The organism is Streptomyces mirabilis (assembly GCF_018310535.1).
Classification (GTDB): domain Bacteria; phylum Actinomycetota; class Actinomycetes; order Streptomycetales; family Streptomycetaceae; genus Streptomyces.
The window spans coordinates 614,062-629,310 of record NZ_CP074102.1 but is presented as its reverse complement, the minus strand read 5'-3'; the positions used below and the strand labels follow the sequence as shown (position 1 = coordinate 629,310).

Here is a 15,249-nt window from a genome sequence, read left to right as displayed (position 1 = left end):
GACGTTAGTGTCCGCCGCGCACTTGGTCCATGGGCAGATACAGGACGGTGTCCCGGGTCACTTCCCGGGACGGCGGCGCGGACAGCTCGTCGTCGCTCAACGCCCGGTCGTAGACGCGTACTTCGTCGATCGCTCCGGTGAAGTACGCCCGGCTGTCCATCCGTTGCCCGACATGGACCCCGAACGGCGAGTTGCGGCTGACCGATCCGGGCACGTCCGCGGCGCCGACCGCCGTACCGTCGACGGAGAGTGTGAGCAGCCCTCCGCTCCTGCGCAGCGCGAGATGGTGCCACTGGCCGTCGTTGTAGGCGCTCGCGGTGCGCACGGAGGCGGAGGTCGGGGCCGCGGCTCCGTTCCTGGTGGTGATCAGCGCGGTGATCCTGTGGGACGCGGGCTCGGCGCGCATCCACACCTGCGGCTGGGTCGTCCCGATCCCGCCCATCCACAGCAGCGGCTGCGCCCCGCCGGTGGCCGTATAGCGGAACCACAGCGACGCGGTGAAGTCCTTCGTCCCGAGCGGGAGTCGGTCCTGATACGGCAGTCGTACGGCGTCGTCGGTGCCGTCGAACTCCAGCGCGCCACCGCGCACGCCCGCCGTCTCCCGGGCGCCGCCGAGGACCGCGGCCGGCTCGGCGTGCCGGGCGAGGTCGGCGGTCGTCGGGTCGGGGCCGCGGCGCGGGGTGAGCCAGTCCTCGGTGAAGCGGGCGAAGCGGATCTCGTCGCGCGCGTCGACCGCGCCGCCCTCGTACAGCAGCCCCACGGCGCCGTCGCCGATCCGGACCAGGTCGGAGTAGCCCGACCAGTCGGTGGTCACGACCGTGCCGCGGTCCACGCTGTCCCAGGTGCGCCCGCCGTCGTACGAGGAGCGGATCATCATGGTCCTGCGGCGGTCGGGGTCGCCGGGGCAGGCCAGCAGGACGCGGTCGCCGAGGCGGAGTACGGAGCCCTGGACCTGGGGCGCGTAGAGGCCGGGGAGGTCGCGGAAGGGGGCCGTGAAGCTGTCGCCGCCGTCGCGGCTGACGGTCTGGGTGCGGTGGCCGAGGTCGGTGCCGTCCTGCTCGCGCCCGCTGACGAGGACGGACCCGTCGGCGCGTTGAGTGAGCGTCAGCTCGGACGGCTTCTGGCGGAAGGTGCCGTCGTCCGCGATCGGCCAGGAGTCGCTCGCGCCGATCCGCCAGTGGTCGCCGCCGTCGTCGCTGGTGATGAGGGCGGCGTTGTTGGCGGTGACCCGACTGCCGTTCCAGGTCTCGGTGTTGACGCCGAAGGCGAGCCGCCCGGCGTGCCTGCCACGGGTCAGCTGGATGCCGTGCACGGGACCGGTGGCGTACCAGGAGTTCCAGTCCGGCGGGAGGATCTCGGAGCTCAGGTCGCGCGGTGCGGACCAGCTGAGGCCGTCGTCGTCGCTGTACTGGAGATGTGGGGTGCGGTCGCAGGGGACGTCGCAACCCCGCCCGTCCGTGCGGCCCGTGTTGTACGTCTCCGCCAGCACGATGCGGCCGGTCTCGCGGTCCACGATCGGGGCGGGGTTGCCGTGGGTGTCGCCCGCTCCCTCGTTGACGACCTGGAGCGGCCCCCAGGTGCGGCCGCCGTCGGTCGACCGCTTGACGACGATGTCGATGTCGCCCGCGTCGCCGCAGTCGTGCACGCGCCCCTCGGCGAACGCCAGCAGGGTGCCGTGGGTGCTCCGCACGACGGCCGGAATGCGGAAGCAGGCGTAGCCGGGATCCTGGGAGGCCCTGAAGAGCACCTGTTGCTCGAACAACGCACCGGACGCGTCCGCAGCGTCCGGTGCGTCCGCCCTCGCGGGGTTCGGCAGCGCGAGCACGCACAGTGCGGCGGCCGTGAGGACGGCGGTCAGGGTCGATCTCAGACGTGCGCGGAGACGTGCCGACATGGTGCGACCTGCCCTTCATGCGCCTGGCTGATCCGGACATTGGACATCCGACATCCGACGTCCAATGTGTGTGCCGCAGACGCTACTTGGGCCTTCAACGGCCCCACAAGAAGCGAGTGCCGGTCGTGTTCACGCCAAATCTGAACGCGCATGTCAGGGGCGCAGCACCACCTTCCCCAGGTTGCTCCGCGACTCGATCGCCGCGTGCGCCTTCGCCGCGTCCTCCAGGGCGAACTCCCCGTGCACGGCCGGCCGCAGGGACCCCTCCGCGAACAGCCGCCACAGTTCCCCGCGCCACCGCTCGTACCGTCCCGGCTCGTTCCGGGCCATCTGGAAGCCGATCACGGACTTGGCGCCCACCAGTAGGTCGTACGCCCGCACGCTCCCGCCGCCCGAGCTGTACGCGACGAGCCGCCCGTTCGGGGCGAGGGCGGTGACGGCCGGGGTGAGCAGGTCGCCGCCGACCGCGTCGAGGACGTAGTCGACGGGCTCGCCCCAGTCCTCGGAACCGTACGCGATCACTTCGTCCGCGCCGAGCCCCCGCACGAACTCCGCCTTGCCGAAAGCGAGCCCGGACACGGCTCCGACGACACGTGACGCGCCCCGCAGCCGGGCGAGTTGGACGGCGAGATGGCCGACCCCGCTCGCCGCGCCGGTGATCAGCGCCGCCTCGCCGGGTGCGGGGCGCGCCGCCTCCAGGGCGCCGAGCGCGACCAGTCCGCTGCGGACGAGGGCGACGGCGTCGACCGCGCTCGCGCCCGCCGGGACGGGGGTGGCCATGGTCTCGTTCAGCAGGGCGCGGTCGGCGTACCCGTGCCCGAAGCAGAGTCCGGTGACGCGGTCGCCCGCCGCGAAGCGGGTGACGCCCGCGCCGACGGCGACGACCTCGCCGGCGATCTCACCGCCGAGCGGGACCGGCTCCGCGGCCTCGGTGACCTTGCGGACGACGGGAAGGGTGACGCCGATCGCCTCGGCGCGCACCAGCAGTTCGCCGGGCCCGGCGGCGGGTACGGGGACGTCCTCCAGGAACAGGGGGCCGCCGGTGTGCTCGTATCGGACGCGACGCATCGCACCTCCAGGGGGTGAGGGGGCGAGCCCTCGATTCGTTGGGAGGCCCAACGGTATCCGAGATTCATTGGGAATCCCAACGGTTATTCGCTAGTCTGGTCCCATGCCCGCCTCCGCCCCCCTGTCCGCCATCCGGGCCCTCCCCAGCTGGCTCCTCGGTCGCGCCGCCGCCCGCGGTCGTGCCCTCGTCGCCGAGGCGCTGGCCGCCGAGGGCCTGAAGATGTGGCATCACGTGGTGCTCTCCGCCGCCTCCGATCTCGGTCCCGTCGCCCAGGCCGAACTGGGCCGCAGCATCCAGCTCGACCCCAAGGACCTGGTCGGTGTCCTCAACGACCTCCAGAACGCGGGCCTGGTCCTGCGCGAACCCGACCCCAGGGACCGTCGCAAGAACGCGGTGTCCATCACCGAGGAGGGCGCACGCCTCCTCGCGCGCTGCGAGCGGGCGGCGCGCGAGGCCAACGACGCGCTCCTCTCGCCGCTCTCGGCGGCCGAGCGGGAGCAGTTCATGGCCTTGTTGATCCGGATTTCCGGTACGGACGGCTAAGGCGGGCTAACGTTCCGTCATGACCGCACCCGAAACCGAACCCCGACTCGCCCTCGACCCCGCGCGCACCGCCCTGGTGCTCGTGGATCTGATGGAGCGCATCGTCGGGCTGCCCGTGGAACCCCGCAAGGGCACCGAAGTCCTCGCCGCCGCCGAGGAGCTGGCGGCCACCTTCCGCAAGGCGGGCGCGCTCGTCGTGCTCGTCCGGGGCGAACGGCCCGGGCTGCCCGAGCAGCCGCCCGGCAGCGGACTCGTCGCCGGGCTAGCGGTGGAGGGTGACCTCGAGGTCGTGAAGCGGACCATCGGCGGGTTCCAGGGCAGCGGTCTCGACGAGCGGCTGCGGGAGCGCGGCATCTCCACCCTGGTCTTCGGCGGGATCGCCACCAACCTCGGCGTCGAGTCCACCGCCCGCGCCGCAGGCGACCTCGGCTACGACCTCGTGTTCGCCGAGGACGCGATGGCCGCCCTCACCGCGCCCGAGCACGAGGCGTCGGTCCGCCTCGACTTCCCACGTCTTGGCACCGTCGTGACCGCCGCGCAGGTGCACTTCAGCGCGGGCTGAGGCGCGGGGCGGGGCAGGGGATTTCGCGCGGTCACACCAGCACCGTGCCGCCGTCCACGACGACGGTCGAACCGGTGCTGAACCGGCCGCGCATCAGGTACAGGTACGCCTCCGCCACGTCCTCGGGCTCCCCGACCCGCCCGACCGGCAGCGACTGCGCGGCGGACGCGAACAGGCCCTCGCGGTCGGCCTCCGGCAGCTCCCGCCACACTTCGGTGCGGACCACACCGGGGGAGACCACGTTGACCCGGATCGGCGCCAGCTCCAGTGCCAGTGCGCGGGTGAGGGACTCCATCGCCCCGCACAGGCCGGCCGCCACGGTCGTGCCCGGCATCGGACGCCGGCCCGCGGTGCCCGTGGTGAGCACGATGGAACCGCCCTTCCTGATCGACGGTGCGCCGTGCTTGACCGCCGCGTACGCGCCCCAGAACCGGGTGTCCAGGAAGCGCCGGGCCCGGTCGATGTCCGCGCTCGCCAGATCCTCCAGCAGCAGTGAATCCCCGGCGGTGAACACCAGGTGGTCGAAGTCCCCGATCCGTGCGAAGAAGCCGCGCACCTCGTCCTCGTCCGTCACGTCGAGCACATGCCCCTCGGCCCCTTCCGGCAGCCGTCGCAGCGCGCCGTCCACGGCCGCCTGCCGGCGCGAGGCGACCACCACGTCCGCCCCCTCCCGTGCGGCGGCCTCCGCCACCGCGAGCCCGATGCCCGCCGTGCCGCCGATGACCACGACCCGCTCTCCTCGCAGACTCATGTCCGTTCCCCTTTCCTCTTCCGTCTTCCTCTTCCGTGCTTGCTTGACGTGTTCCAGCCTGCTGCCGCGGGGAGCCCGCCGTCCAAGACCTCTTTCGGCGTCGGCGATACCCTGAAGGCATCGCCACCGCGACGCGGGACGACGACGGAAGGTGCGGCCATGGACCTCGACCTGCGGAAGATCCGCTACTTCGTGGCGGTCGCCGAGCTGCTCCACTTCGGCCGCGCGGCGGAGCGGCTGCACATCGCCCAGCCCGCACTGAGCCGTCAGATCAGGTCCCTGGAGAAGGACCTGGACGCCGTGCTCTTCGAACGCGACAGTCACGGGGTGCGGTTGACGGACGCGGGACGACAACTCCTTGACGACGCGACGCCGTTGCTCTCCACCGCCGATGCCACCCGCCGTCGGGTGCGCCGGGCGGCCCGCGGACCGCGTCGGCTGGTCGTCGGCTTCCGGGCCGGCGTCGTCGTGACCCGCGCCCTGCGCGCCTTCGGGGCCGCCCACCCGGACGTCGAGGCGCACGCCCGCCGCGTCGAATGGGACGACCAGGAGCGGCTGATCCTCGACGGAACCGTCGACCTCGCCTACGTACGCCGCCCCATCCGCGAGCAGGGCCTCACGCTGCTGCCGCTGTACAGCGAGGCGCGCGTGGCGATGCTCCCCGCCGACCACCGGCTCGCGGGCAAACCGGAGCTTGCCCTGGCCGACCTGGCGGACGAACCGCGCCTGAGGTACGCCGACCCCGGTCCCGGCGAGCTGCCGATCCGCACCATCGAAGAGAAGTTCGAGTCCGTGGCGAGCGGGGCCGGCATCACGCTCGTACCGGAGTCCGTCGCCGAGCAGTACTCGCGCCCGGACATCACCTACGTACCGGTGCCGGACGCGGAGCGGGACGAGGTGCTGCTCGCCTGGGAGGCGAGCCGGCGCTCGCCCCTGATCACCGCCTTCGCCCCGCTCGCGCCTCTCGCCGACCCGGCGCGGGCGGAGGAGGAGTGAGCCCGGTCGCGCCGGGCTGAGGCGGGGCCCCTACGGCGCAGGGGGCGCTCCCCGCCGGTCGGGGCCCCGCCGCCGTGCCGCGGGGAGCCGGTCAGCCCTGGGCGGCCGCGGCCCGCAGGGCGATGCGGTGCTCGCCCGCGTACACGTTCATGGAGGGGCCGCGCAGGAAGCCCACCAGGGTCAGCCCGGTCTCGGCGGCCAGGTCCACCGCCAGCGAGGACGGTGCCGAGACCGCCGCCAGTACGGGGATCCCCGCCATGACCGCCTTCTGCGCCAGCTCGAAGGAGGCCCGGCCCGAGACCAGCAGGATCGTGCGGGAGAGCGGGAGGTCGCCGCGTTGCAGGGCGCGCCCGACCAGCTTGTCGACCGCGTTGTGCCGGCCCACGTCCTCCCGTACGTCGAGCATCTCCCCGTCCTCCGTGAACAGGGCCGCGGCGTGCAGACCCCCGGTCCGGTCGAAGACCCGCTGGGCCTCGCGCAGCCGGTCGGGGAGGCCGGCGAGGAGAGCGGGCTCCAGCCGGACCGGGGGAGTGTCGGCGCCGTCGTCGATGGCCCAGCGGGCCGTCGTACGGACCGCGTCCAGGCTCGCCTTGCCGCACAGGCCGCAGGACGAGGTCGTGTAGACGTTGCGCTCCAGGGTGATGTCGGGCAGTACGACTCCGGGTGCCGTCCGGACGTCCACGACGTTGTACGTGTTGGAACCGTCGACGGTGGCGCCCGCGCAGTAGACGATGTTCTGCAGCTCGTCGGCCCGGCCGAAGACCCCCTCGCTGACGAGGAAGCCCGCCGCGAGCGCGAAGTCGTCGCCCGGGGTCCGCATGGTGATCGCGAGCGGTTTCCCGTTGAGGCGGATCTCCAGTGGTTCCTCGGCGACGAGCGTGTCGGGGCGGGTGGAGATGGCCCCGTCCCGGATGCGGATCACCTTGCGTCGTTCCGTGACTCGTCCCATGTCCTGATCAGTCCCGGTTCTGTACGTGCTGGTAGCCGAAGCGGCCCTTGATGCAGAGATTGCCGTGGGTCACCGGGTTGTCGTGCGGGGAGGTGACCTTCACGATCTCATTGTCCTGCACGTGCAGGGTGAGGTTGCAGCCCACACCGCAGTACGCGCACACCGTCGTCGTCTCGGTCTGCGCCGACTCGTCCCACGTACCCGCCGCGCGCATGTCGAACTCCGACCTGAACGACAGCGCCCCCGTCGGGCACACCTCGATGCAGTTGCCGCAGTACACGCACGCCGAGTCGGTCAGCGGGGCGTCGTGCTCGACGGCGATCCGGGCGTCGAAACCGCGCCCCGCGACCGAGATCGCAAAGGTGTTCTGCCACTGGTCGCCACACGCGTCGACGCACTTGTAGCAGAGGATGCACTTGTCGTAGTCGCGGACGTAGAGGCCGTTGTCGATCTTCGGTTCCTCGTCGAGGCGTGCCGCGTCGGGGCCGAAGCGGTCCGGTTTCGCCTCGTACTCCTTGATCCACCCGGCCACCTGCGGGGTGGTCGACAAATCGACCGAGGAGGCGAGGAGCTCGATGACGATCTTGCGGCTGTGGCGGGCGCGCTCGGTGTCCGTGCGCACCGCCATGCCCGCCTCCGCCTTGCGGGAGCAGGCCGGGACGAGGGTCCGGGCGCCCTCGAGCTCGACGACACAGACCCGGCAGGCGTTCTTGGGGGTGAGCGTGTCGCCCTGACAGAGGGTGGGGACGTCCTTGCCCGCCGCCCGGCAGGCGTCGAGGATCGTCGAGCCCTCGGGAACCCTGGCCTCCTGCCCGTCGAGGGTGAACTCGACGAGCCGACGCGGCACTCCCAGCGGTATCGCGGTCATTCGTAGGCCCCCAAGCGGTCGATCGCGGATTCCACGGCGTTCCACGCGGTCTGCCCGAGACCGCAGATCGAGGCGTCCCGCATCGCGCGGCCGACCTCCCTGAGCAGGGCGATGTCGTCGGCCGCCGCCGCACCGGTCCGCTCGGCGATCCGGTGCAGCGCCTCCTCCTGCCGTACGGTCCCGACCCGGCACGGCACGCACTGCCCGCACGACTCGTCGCGGAAGAACTCGGCGATGCGCAGCAGGAGGCGGGGGAGCGGGACCGTCTCGTCGAAGGCCATGACCACGCCCGAGCCGAGAGTCGTGCCAGCCGCCCGGGTCCCCTCGAAGGTGAGCGGGATGTCCAGCTCGTCGGGCCGTACGAAGCCGCCCGCCGCGCCGCCGAGCAGCACCGCGCGCAGCCGCTCACGTACGCCCGCCAGCTCCAGCAGCTCGCCCAGGGTCGATCCGAACGGCAGTTCGTAGATCCCGGGCCGGTCCACACTGCCCGACACGCAGTACAGCTTCGGACCGGTGGAGCCCGGGGTGCCGATCGCCGCGTACGCCTCGGCCCCCCTCGTCAGGATCGGCAGGACGTTCACCAGGGTCTCGACGTTGTTCTCGGCAGTGGGTTTGCCGAACAAACCCTTCTCCACAGGGAAGGGCGGTTTGGAACGCGGCTCTCCTCTGTACCCCTCGATCGAGTTGAACAGGGCGGTCTCCTCGCCGCAGATGTACGCGCCCGCGCCCCGCCGGATCTCGATGTCGAAGGCGTATCCCTGGCCGAGGACGTCCTCGCCGAGCAGGCCACGCGCGCGTGCCTGCCCGATGGCGTGCTCCATGCGGTGCAGGGCGCGCGGGTACTCGCCGCGCAGATAGAGGTAACCCTTGTGCGCGCCGACGGCGTACGCCGCGACCGTCATCGCCTCGACGAGGGCGTACGGGTCGCCCTCCATGACGACCCGGTCCTTGAAGGTGCCCGGCTCGGACTCGTCGGCATTGCACACCAGGTAGTGCGGATGGTCGGGCTGGGAGGCCGTGGCCTGCCATTTGCGGCCGGTGGGGAAGGCGGCGCCGCCGCGCCCGACCAGACCCGCGTCGGTGACCTCGCGGATGACCCCGGCCGGCCCGAGTGCGAAGGCCCGCCGCAGCGCCGCGTACCCGCCGTGCGCCCGGTAGTCGTCGAGCGAGGCGGGGTCGACCACACCGACACGGCTCAGCAGCACGAGTGAGGGATCTCCCGCCTGGGGCACCGCGAAGGCCGCGGGCGGCTCCTCGGGCGCGGAGTCGGGGGCGCTCGCCGCCATTGCCGCCCACGCGACGGTGGTGGGCGCCGACACGGCCGTACGCACCGGATCGCCCGCCCTGACCGCGAGGGCCGCCGGAGCGCGCTCGCACAGACCCAGGCAGGGGCTGCGCTCGACGCCGACGCCGCTGCCGGGCCCGAGGCGGGCCTCGACCCCGGCACACAGCTCCGCCGCACCCGCCGCCGCGCACGCGAGGTCCGTGCACATGTGCAGCACGGTCGCGGGGCGCGGTTTCACCGAGAACATCGCGTAGAAGGTCGCGACCCCGTACGCCTCCGCCGGCGGCACGGTCAGCCTGCGGCACAGGTAGTCGAGCGCGCCCTCGCTGATCCAGCCGATCCGGTCGTTGACGGCGTGCAGCCCCGGCAACAGCAGGTCGCGGCGTTCGCGCGCCTCCCGGCCGCCGCGCGCCCACCTGAGGTCGGCGGCCCTCATCTCATCGCGCGCGGCGCCCTCCCACGAGGACTCCGCAGGACCGAGCAGCGCGTCGATCGCCGCCCGCTCCTCGTCCGTCGGCTTGCTGTCACCGAAGTGCAGATCCACCACATCACCTCACTTGAATCGCGACCGGCAGCTTCTCGATCCGGATGGCCGACGCCTTGAACTCCGCCGTCCCCGCGATCGGGCAGTTCGCCTCGATCGTCAGCTGGTTGGTGTCCACCTCGTCGGGAAAGTGCATGGTCATGAACGCCAGTCCGGGCCGCAGCGCGGTGTCGATCCACACGGGGGCCACGACGGATCCCCGTCGCGAGGAGATCTGGACCTCCTCGCCCACCACGACCCCGTAGTGCTCGGCGTCCTCCGGGCAGAGCTCGACGTACTCGCCGCGTCGCAGCGGCGAGGCGAAGCCGCCGCTCTGCACACCGGTGTTGTACGAGTCGAGCCGCCGTCCGGTGGTGAGCCGGATCGGGTACTCCTCGTCCGTCAGGTCCACGGGCGGGTCGTGCTGGACGATCCCGAACGGCGCGGGCCGGCCGCGCTCGGCGGGGTCCAAGGCCCACAACCGGCCGTGCAGGTAGGTGGGTTCGAGCCGCCCGGTGTCGGGGCAGGGCCACTGGATGCCCTGGTGCTCCGCCAGACGTTCGTACGTCATCCCGTAGTGGTCCGGCGACACCGACCGCAGCTCGTTCCAGACGGCCTCGGCGTCCTCGTACTTCCATGCGTGCCCGAGGCGCGCGGCGAGGTCGCAGAGGATGCCGATGTCCTCGCGGGCCTCACCGGGCGGGGTCACCGCGGCGCGTACACGCTGCACGCGCCGCTCGCTGTTGGTGGTGGTGCCCTCCGTCTCCGCCCACCCGGCGGTCGCGGGCAGTACGACGTCCGCCAACTGGGCCGTCTTCGTGAGGAAGATGTCCTGCACGACGAGGAAGTCGAGGGCACTGAGCCGCCGTACCGCCTGTTCGCTGTCCGCCTCCGACTGCGCCGGGTTCTCGCCGATGCAGTAGACGGCCTTGAGCGTGCCCTCCTCCATGGCCTCGAACATCTCCGTCAGGTTCAGCCCGTAGTGCGGCTGGATGACGGTGTCCCAGGCGGACTCGAACTTCAGCCGCGCCTCGGGGTCGAGGATGTCCTGGAAGCCGGGGAGGCGATTGGGGATGGCGCCCATGTCTCCGCCGCCCTGCACGTTGTTCTGCCCGCGCAGGGGCTGGAGCCCGGAGCCGTGGCGGCCCACGTGCCCGGTCAGCAGGGTCAGGTTGATCAGCGCGCGGACGTTGTCGGTGCCGTTGTGGTGCTCGGTGATGCCGAGGGTCCAGCACAGCTGGGCGCGCTCGGCCCGTGCGTACGCGTGCGCCAACTCCCTTATCGCCGCCGCCGGTACGCCCGTCACCTTCTCGGCGAGCGACAGCGTCCAGGGCTCGACCAGCGCCTTGTACTCCTCGAAGCCGCTGGTCGCCCGCTCGATGAAGGCGTGGTTGGCGAGGCCCGCGTGGATGATCTCGCGGCCGATCGCGTGCGCCATCGGGATGTCGGTGCCGACGTTCAGACCGAGCCAGCTCTCCGCCCACTCGGCCGTGGACGTACGGCGCGGGTCGACCGCGTACATCCGGGCGCCGTTCCTGATCCCCTTCAGCACGTGCTGGAAGAAGATCGGGTGTGCGAAGCGGGCGTTGGAGCCCCACATCACGATGAGGTCGGTCTCCTCGACCTCCGCGTACGAGGAGGTGCCGCCGCCGGAACCGAAGGCGGCGCTCAGGCCCGCGACGCTCGGGGCGTGACAGGTGCGGTTGCAGGAGTCCACGTTGTTCGTGCCCATCACGACCCGGGCGAACTTCTGGGCCACGTAGTTCATCTCGTTGGTCGCGCGGGCGCAGGAGAACAGGCCGAAGGCGCCGCGGGCGGCACCCAGTCCCGCCGCCGCATGGGTCAGGGCCTCGTCCCAGGTGGCCCGCCGGAAGGGCTGGTCGCGCGCGTCACGGACCAGGGGGTGCGTGAGCCGGGCGTAGATCTTCGATTCACGTTTCCTCATGCGGCACTCCTCAGCGCGAGCAGGTCCGAGATGGCGTGGACGGTGCGCAGGGTGGGCACCTCGACGCCGGTGATGTCCGCCAGCTCGACGACCGCCGCCAGCAGTACGTCCAGTTCGAGCGGCTTGCCGCGCTCCAGGTCCTGGAGAGTGGAGGTGCGGTGGTCGCCGACGCGCTCGGCGCCGGCCAGCCGCCGTTCGATGGAGACGCCCACCTCGCAGCCGAGCGCCTCGGCGACCGCGAGCGTCTCGGTCATCATGATCTCGATGACCTTGCGGGTGCCGCCGTGCAGGCACATCTGCCGCATCGTCGCGCGGGCCAGCGCGCTGATCGGGTTGAAGGAGATGTTGCCGAGCAGCTTGAGCCAGATGTCGTTGCGCAGATCCCGTTCGACCGGGCACTTGAGGCCGCCTGCCGTCATGGCCTCGCTGAACGCCGCGCACCGCTCGGACAGGGAACGGTCGGGCTCGCCGACGGAGAACCGGGTGCCTTCCAAGTGCCGTACGACGCCGGGTCCTTCCAGCTCGGTCGCGGCGTACACGACACACCCGATGGCCCGTTCGGGCGCGAGCACCGCACTGACCGCGCCGTCCGGGTCCACGCTCTCCACACGGTGGCCGTCGTGCGGGCCGCCGTGCCGGTGGAAGTACCACCAGGGGATGCCGTTCTGGGCGGCGATCACCGCCGTGGTGTCGTGCAGCAGAGGCTCGATCAGCGGCCCGCACGCCGCGTACGAGTTGGCCTTCAGGCCGAGCAGGACGTAGTCGACCGGGCCGACCTCGGCCGGGTCGTCGGTGGCGTGGGTGCGCGCGGTGAAGTCGCCGCGCGGACTGAGGACTTGGACTCCGTGCTGCCTCATGGCCGCAAGATGCGGTCCACGGGCGATGAGGTGCACATCGGCGCCGGCGCGGTGCAGCGCGGCGCCGACGTAGGCGCCGATCGCACCGGCGCCGAGAACGGCGACTTTCACTGTGGCTCGCTCCGTTCGGTCGAGGGTACCGAGGAACTGCCGAACTCTGTCGACGAAATATTGTCTACAGTATGGAACTTGGGGCGGCAAGGCTTCGCGCAACACCTCGACGGGCCACCGCGAGGACCCGCCGACCGTTCGTCGCGCGACGGATACCGCTCACCGCATACCGTCGACGAGTTGGTGTCGAACGGCTTCACAACCGGGCAACCGCTTCCTATCGTCCGGGATCATGAGTCCCCCCGTCGCGCCACCCGGCTGGAGCCGCTGGCTCGTCCCGCCCGCCGCACTGTCGGTCCACCTCTCCATCGGCCAGGCGTACGCCTGGAGCGTCTTCAAGCCGCCGCTCGAATCCGCGCTCGGCCTCAGCGGGACCCAGAGCGCGCTGCCCTTCCAGCTCGGCATCGTCATGCTCGGACTGTCCGCCGCGTTCGGTGGCACCCTCGTCGAGCGCAACGGACCGCGCTGGGCGATGACCGTCGCCCTGGTCTGCTTCTCCACCGGCTTCCTGATCGCCTCGCTCGGCGCCGCCACCGAGCAGTACTGGCTGATCGTGTTCGGCTACGGCTTCGTCGGCGGCATCGGCCTCGGCATCGGTTACATCTCGCCCGTGTCGACCCTGATCAAGTGGTTCCCGGACCGGCCCGGCATGGCCACCGGCATCGCGATCATGGGCTTCGGCGGCGGTGCGCTCATCGCCTCGCCGTGGTCCGCGCAGATGCTGAAGTCCTTCGGTTCCGACTCCTCCGGCATCGCGCTCGCCTTCCTCGTGCACGGGCTGTCGTACGCCGTCTTCATGACGCTCGGCGTCCTGCTGGTGCGGGTGCCGCGCGGCGACAAACCGCCGGTCAAGGCCGGACCCGCGCCGCTCGACGGGGTGCAGGTGTCCGCGAACAGCGCCGTGCGCACCCCGCAGTTCTGGTGCCTGTGGGTCGTGCTCTGCATGAACGTGACCGCGGGCATCGGCATCCTGGAGAAGGCCGCCCCGATGATCACGGACTTCTTCGCGGACACCTCCACCCCGGTGTCGGTCTCCGCCGCCGCGGGCTTCGTGGCGCTGCTCTCGGCCGCGAACATGGCGGGCCGGATCGGCTGGTCCTCCACGTCCGACCTGATCGGCCGCAAGAACATCTACCGCGTCTACCTCGGCGTGGGCGCGATCATGTATCTGCTGATCTCGCAGTTCGGGGACTCCTCCAAGCCCCTGTTCATCGTCTGCGCCCTGGTGATCCTCTCCTTCTACGGCGGCGGCTTCGCGACGATTCCCGCCTACCTGAAGGACCTCTTCGGCACCTACCAGGTCGGCGCCATCCACGGCCGGCTGCTCACCGCCTGGTCCACGGCCGGCGTCCTCGGCCCGCTGATCGTCAACTGGATCGCGGACCGCCAGAAGGAAGCAGGCAAGCACGGTGCGCAGCTCTACGACACCTCGTTCCTGATCATGATCGGGCTGCTGGTCGTCGGGTTCGTCGCCAATGAGCTGGTGCGACCCGTACACGCCCGCCACCACATCCCCGCCCCGAGGGAGGCCGCCGATGACGACTCCGTCCAGCCCCAGCAGTCCGCCTGACCTCCCCCACTCTCGGCTTCGCTCGAGCGGGGGGACCCCCATTCCACTGATCGCCTTCGCCTGGCTGTGGGTGGGGGCGCCGCTCTGCTACGGCCTGTACGAGCTCGTCCTGAAGGCCAAGCAGCTGTTCGCGGGATAGGGCCCGGCGTACGGATTCAGACGCCGGGCGTGCGTGCGGACGTTGCCAGGACGTCCGAAGGTCTGACAGAAGCCGACAAGCCTGACGCCGCTTTCCTGTGGCAACACCTGCCGTCGTACCCGTGAGTCACTGATCAGACTGGAGGATCCCCCTACCCAAGGCAATGAGGGAGACCCCCCAATGAACGGCTCACGCATCGCGGCCGTCGGCCACTACCAGCCCGCCAAGGTACTCACCAACGAGGACCTGGCGGGCCTGGTCGACACCAGTGACGAGTGGATCACGAGCCGGGTGGGCATCCGCACGCGCCACATCGCCGGTCCCGACGAGCCCGTGGACGAGCTGGCCGCGCACGCCGCGGCCAAAGCGCTCGCGGCGGCCGGTCTGACCTCGGGCGACATCGACCTGGTACTGGTCGCGACCTCCACAGCGATCGACCGCTCCCCGAACATGGCCGCCCGGGTCGCCGCCCGCCTCGGCGTCCCCTCCCCGGCCGCGATGGACGTCAACGTGGTCTGCGCGGGCTTCACGCACGCGCTCGCCACCGCCGACCACGCCGTGCGCGCGGGGGCGGCGACCCGCGCCCTCGTCATCGGCGCGGACAAGATGTCCGAGGTCACGGACTGGAGCGACCGTACGACCTGTGTCCTCGTCGGGGACGGGGCGGGGGCCGCGGTGGTCGAGGCCGCCGCCCCCGGCGCCGAGCCCGGCATCGGGCCGGTGCTGTGGGGATCGGTGCCCGAGATGGGGCACGCCGTACGCATCGAGGGCACGCCCCCGCGGTTCGCGCAGGAGGGGCAGAGCGTCTACCGCTGGGCGACGACACGACTCCCGGCGATCGCCCGGCAGGCCTGCGAGCGGGCCGGGCTCGCGCCCGAGGACCTCGCCGCGGTCGTTCTGCACCAGGCGAACCTACGCATCATCGAACCCCTCGCCGCGAAGATCGGCGCCGTGAACGCCGTCGTCGCGCGTGACGTGGTCGACTCCGGGAACACCTCCGCCGCCAGCATCCCGCTCGCCTTCTCCAAGCTCGTCGAACGCGGCGAGATCAGCACCGGCGACCCGGTGCTCCTCTTCGGCTTCGGCGGCAACCTCTCGTACGCGGGGCAGGTCGTCCGCTGCCCCTGACGTGCGCGGACACCCGGGTGTGACGCGTCCGACTCTCCCCGGGCCTGGCCATGGTGCGC

The 15,249-nt window shown here is 71.6% G+C and carries 14 protein-coding genes; 6 read left to right on the top strand and 8 right to left on the bottom strand.

Annotated elements, in window-relative coordinates; all coding sequences use genetic code 11:
* Positions 1-4 precede the first annotated feature (4 nt).
* Both SMIR_RS02835 and SMIR_RS02830 read right to left on the bottom strand, forming a co-directional pair.
* Positions 5-1,894 carry a sialidase family protein gene (locus tag SMIR_RS02835; RefSeq protein WP_212726416.1) on the bottom strand — a complete coding sequence of 630 codons (1,890 nt, stop codon included), beginning with the start codon at positions 1,892-1,894 and terminating at the stop codon, positions 5-7.
* 153 nt (positions 1,895-2,047) lie between these two features.
* Positions 2,048-2,962: a quinone oxidoreductase family protein gene (locus SMIR_RS02830; protein WP_212726415.1), complete on the bottom strand. Its 915-nt coding sequence runs from the start codon at positions 2,960-2,962 to the stop codon at positions 2,048-2,050.
* Between the two features lie 103 nt (positions 2,963-3,065).
* Between SMIR_RS02830 and SMIR_RS02825 the strand changes: the two genes are divergently transcribed.
* Both SMIR_RS02825 and SMIR_RS02820 read left to right on the top strand, forming a co-directional pair.
* Positions 3,066-3,506 (top strand): MarR family winged helix-turn-helix transcriptional regulator, encoded by a 441-nt coding sequence (locus tag SMIR_RS02825; protein WP_212726414.1) that lies wholly within the window; start codon positions 3,066-3,068, stop codon positions 3,504-3,506.
* Positions 3,507-3,525: 19 nt separating this feature from the next.
* Positions 3,526-4,068, top strand: a complete 543-nt coding sequence (locus SMIR_RS02820; protein WP_168497537.1) for an isochorismatase family protein — start codon at positions 3,526-3,528, stop codon at positions 4,066-4,068.
* A gap of 31 nt (positions 4,069-4,099) precedes the next feature.
* Here the strand turns inward: SMIR_RS02820 and SMIR_RS02815 are convergent, their stop codons facing one another.
* Positions 4,100-4,819 (bottom strand): SDR family oxidoreductase, encoded by a 720-nt coding sequence (locus SMIR_RS02815; protein ID WP_168497538.1) that lies wholly within the window; start codon positions 4,817-4,819, stop codon positions 4,100-4,102.
* 159 nt (positions 4,820-4,978) lie between these two features.
* Here SMIR_RS02815 and SMIR_RS02810 point away from each other — a divergent pair, with 159 nt between their 5' ends.
* Positions 4,979-5,815 (top strand): LysR family transcriptional regulator, encoded by an 837-nt coding sequence (locus tag SMIR_RS02810; protein ID WP_212726413.1) that lies wholly within the window; start codon positions 4,979-4,981, stop codon positions 5,813-5,815.
* Positions 5,816-5,906: 91 nt separating this feature from the next.
* On the opposite strand, the gene fdhD is transcribed toward SMIR_RS02810, so the two are convergent.
* The 5 genes from fdhD to SMIR_RS02785 are packed head-to-tail and all read right to left on the bottom strand — an operon-like array spanning position 5,907 to position 12,353.
* Positions 5,907-6,764 carry a formate dehydrogenase accessory sulfurtransferase FdhD gene (gene fdhD / locus SMIR_RS02805; protein ID WP_168497542.1) on the bottom strand — a complete coding sequence of 286 codons (858 nt, stop codon included), beginning with the start codon at positions 6,762-6,764 and terminating at the stop codon, positions 5,907-5,909.
* Positions 6,765-6,771: 7 nt separating this feature from the next.
* Complete coding sequence (locus SMIR_RS02800; RefSeq protein ID WP_168497544.1) at positions 6,772-7,632, bottom strand: 2Fe-2S iron-sulfur cluster-binding protein; 861 nt, start codon at positions 7,630-7,632, stop codon at positions 6,772-6,774.
* On the bottom strand, positions 7,629-9,461 hold the full coding sequence (locus SMIR_RS02795) for an NADH-ubiquinone oxidoreductase-F iron-sulfur binding region domain-containing protein (protein WP_168497569.1): 1,833 nt from the start codon (positions 9,459-9,461) through the stop codon (positions 7,629-7,631). The genes SMIR_RS02800 and SMIR_RS02795 overlap by 4 nt, the downstream gene beginning before the upstream one ends.
* Positions 9,462-9,465: 4 nt before the next feature.
* Positions 9,466-11,385: a molybdopterin oxidoreductase family protein gene (locus SMIR_RS02790; protein ID WP_212726412.1), complete on the bottom strand. Its 1,920-nt coding sequence runs from the start codon at positions 11,383-11,385 to the stop codon at positions 9,466-9,468.
* Positions 11,382-12,353 carry a 2-dehydropantoate 2-reductase gene (locus tag SMIR_RS02785; protein ID WP_168497573.1) on the bottom strand — a complete coding sequence of 324 codons (972 nt, stop codon included), beginning with the start codon at positions 12,351-12,353 and terminating at the stop codon, positions 11,382-11,384. The genes SMIR_RS02790 and SMIR_RS02785 overlap by 4 nt, the downstream gene beginning before the upstream one ends.
* Positions 12,354-12,585: 232 nt before the next feature.
* Between SMIR_RS02785 and SMIR_RS02780 the strand changes: the two genes are divergently transcribed.
* The 3 genes from SMIR_RS02780 to SMIR_RS02775 all read left to right on the top strand — a co-directional run bounded on the left by SMIR_RS02780 (position 12,586) and on the right by SMIR_RS02775 (position 15,190).
* Positions 12,586-13,923: an OFA family MFS transporter gene (locus tag SMIR_RS02780; RefSeq protein WP_212726411.1), complete on the top strand. Its 1,338-nt coding sequence runs from the start codon at positions 12,586-12,588 to the stop codon at positions 13,921-13,923.
* Entirely contained in the window at positions 13,889-14,062 is a 174-nt protein-coding gene (locus SMIR_RS44805; protein ID WP_422664390.1) for an MFS transporter small subunit, read from the top strand. The genes SMIR_RS02780 and SMIR_RS44805 overlap by 35 nt, the downstream gene beginning before the upstream one ends.
* A 180-nt stretch (positions 14,063-14,242) precedes the next feature.
* On the top strand, positions 14,243-15,190 hold the full coding sequence (locus SMIR_RS02775) for a beta-ketoacyl-ACP synthase III (protein ID WP_212726410.1): 948 nt from the start codon (positions 14,243-14,245) through the stop codon (positions 15,188-15,190).
* Positions 15,191-15,249 lie beyond the last annotated feature (59 nt).

Bases quoted from the DNA above. Each gene is read 5' to 3' on its own strand.
- SMIR_RS02835 (WP_212726416.1), bottom strand. From the start codon at position 1,894: ATGTCGGCACGTCTCCGCGCACGTCTGAGATCGACCCTGACCGCCGTC.
- SMIR_RS02830 (WP_212726415.1), bottom strand. From the start codon at position 2,962: ATGCGTCGCGTCCGATACGAGCACACCGGCGGCCCCCTGTTCCTGGAG.
- SMIR_RS02825 (WP_212726414.1), top strand. From the start codon at position 3,066: ATGCCCGCCTCCGCCCCCCTGTCCGCCATCCGGGCCCTCCCCAGCTGG.
- SMIR_RS02820 (WP_168497537.1), top strand. From the start codon at position 3,526: ATGACCGCACCCGAAACCGAACCCCGACTCGCCCTCGACCCCGCGCGC.
- SMIR_RS02815 (WP_168497538.1), bottom strand. From the start codon at position 4,819: ATGAGTCTGCGAGGAGAGCGGGTCGTGGTCATCGGCGGCACGGCGGGC.
- SMIR_RS02810 (WP_212726413.1), top strand. From the start codon at position 4,979: ATGGACCTCGACCTGCGGAAGATCCGCTACTTCGTGGCGGTCGCCGAG.
- fdhD (WP_168497542.1), bottom strand. From the start codon at position 6,764: ATGGGACGAGTCACGGAACGACGCAAGGTGATCCGCATCCGGGACGGG.
- SMIR_RS02800 (WP_168497544.1), bottom strand. From the start codon at position 7,632: ATGACCGCGATACCGCTGGGAGTGCCGCGTCGGCTCGTCGAGTTCACC.
- SMIR_RS02790 (WP_212726412.1), bottom strand. From the start codon at position 11,385: ATGAGGAAACGTGAATCGAAGATCTACGCCCGGCTCACGCACCCCCTG.
- SMIR_RS02780 (WP_212726411.1), top strand. From the start codon at position 12,586: ATGAGTCCCCCCGTCGCGCCACCCGGCTGGAGCCGCTGGCTCGTCCCG.
- SMIR_RS44805 (WP_422664390.1), top strand. From the start codon at position 13,889: ATGACGACTCCGTCCAGCCCCAGCAGTCCGCCTGACCTCCCCCACTCT.
- SMIR_RS02775 (WP_212726410.1), top strand. From the start codon at position 14,243: ATGAACGGCTCACGCATCGCGGCCGTCGGCCACTACCAGCCCGCCAAG.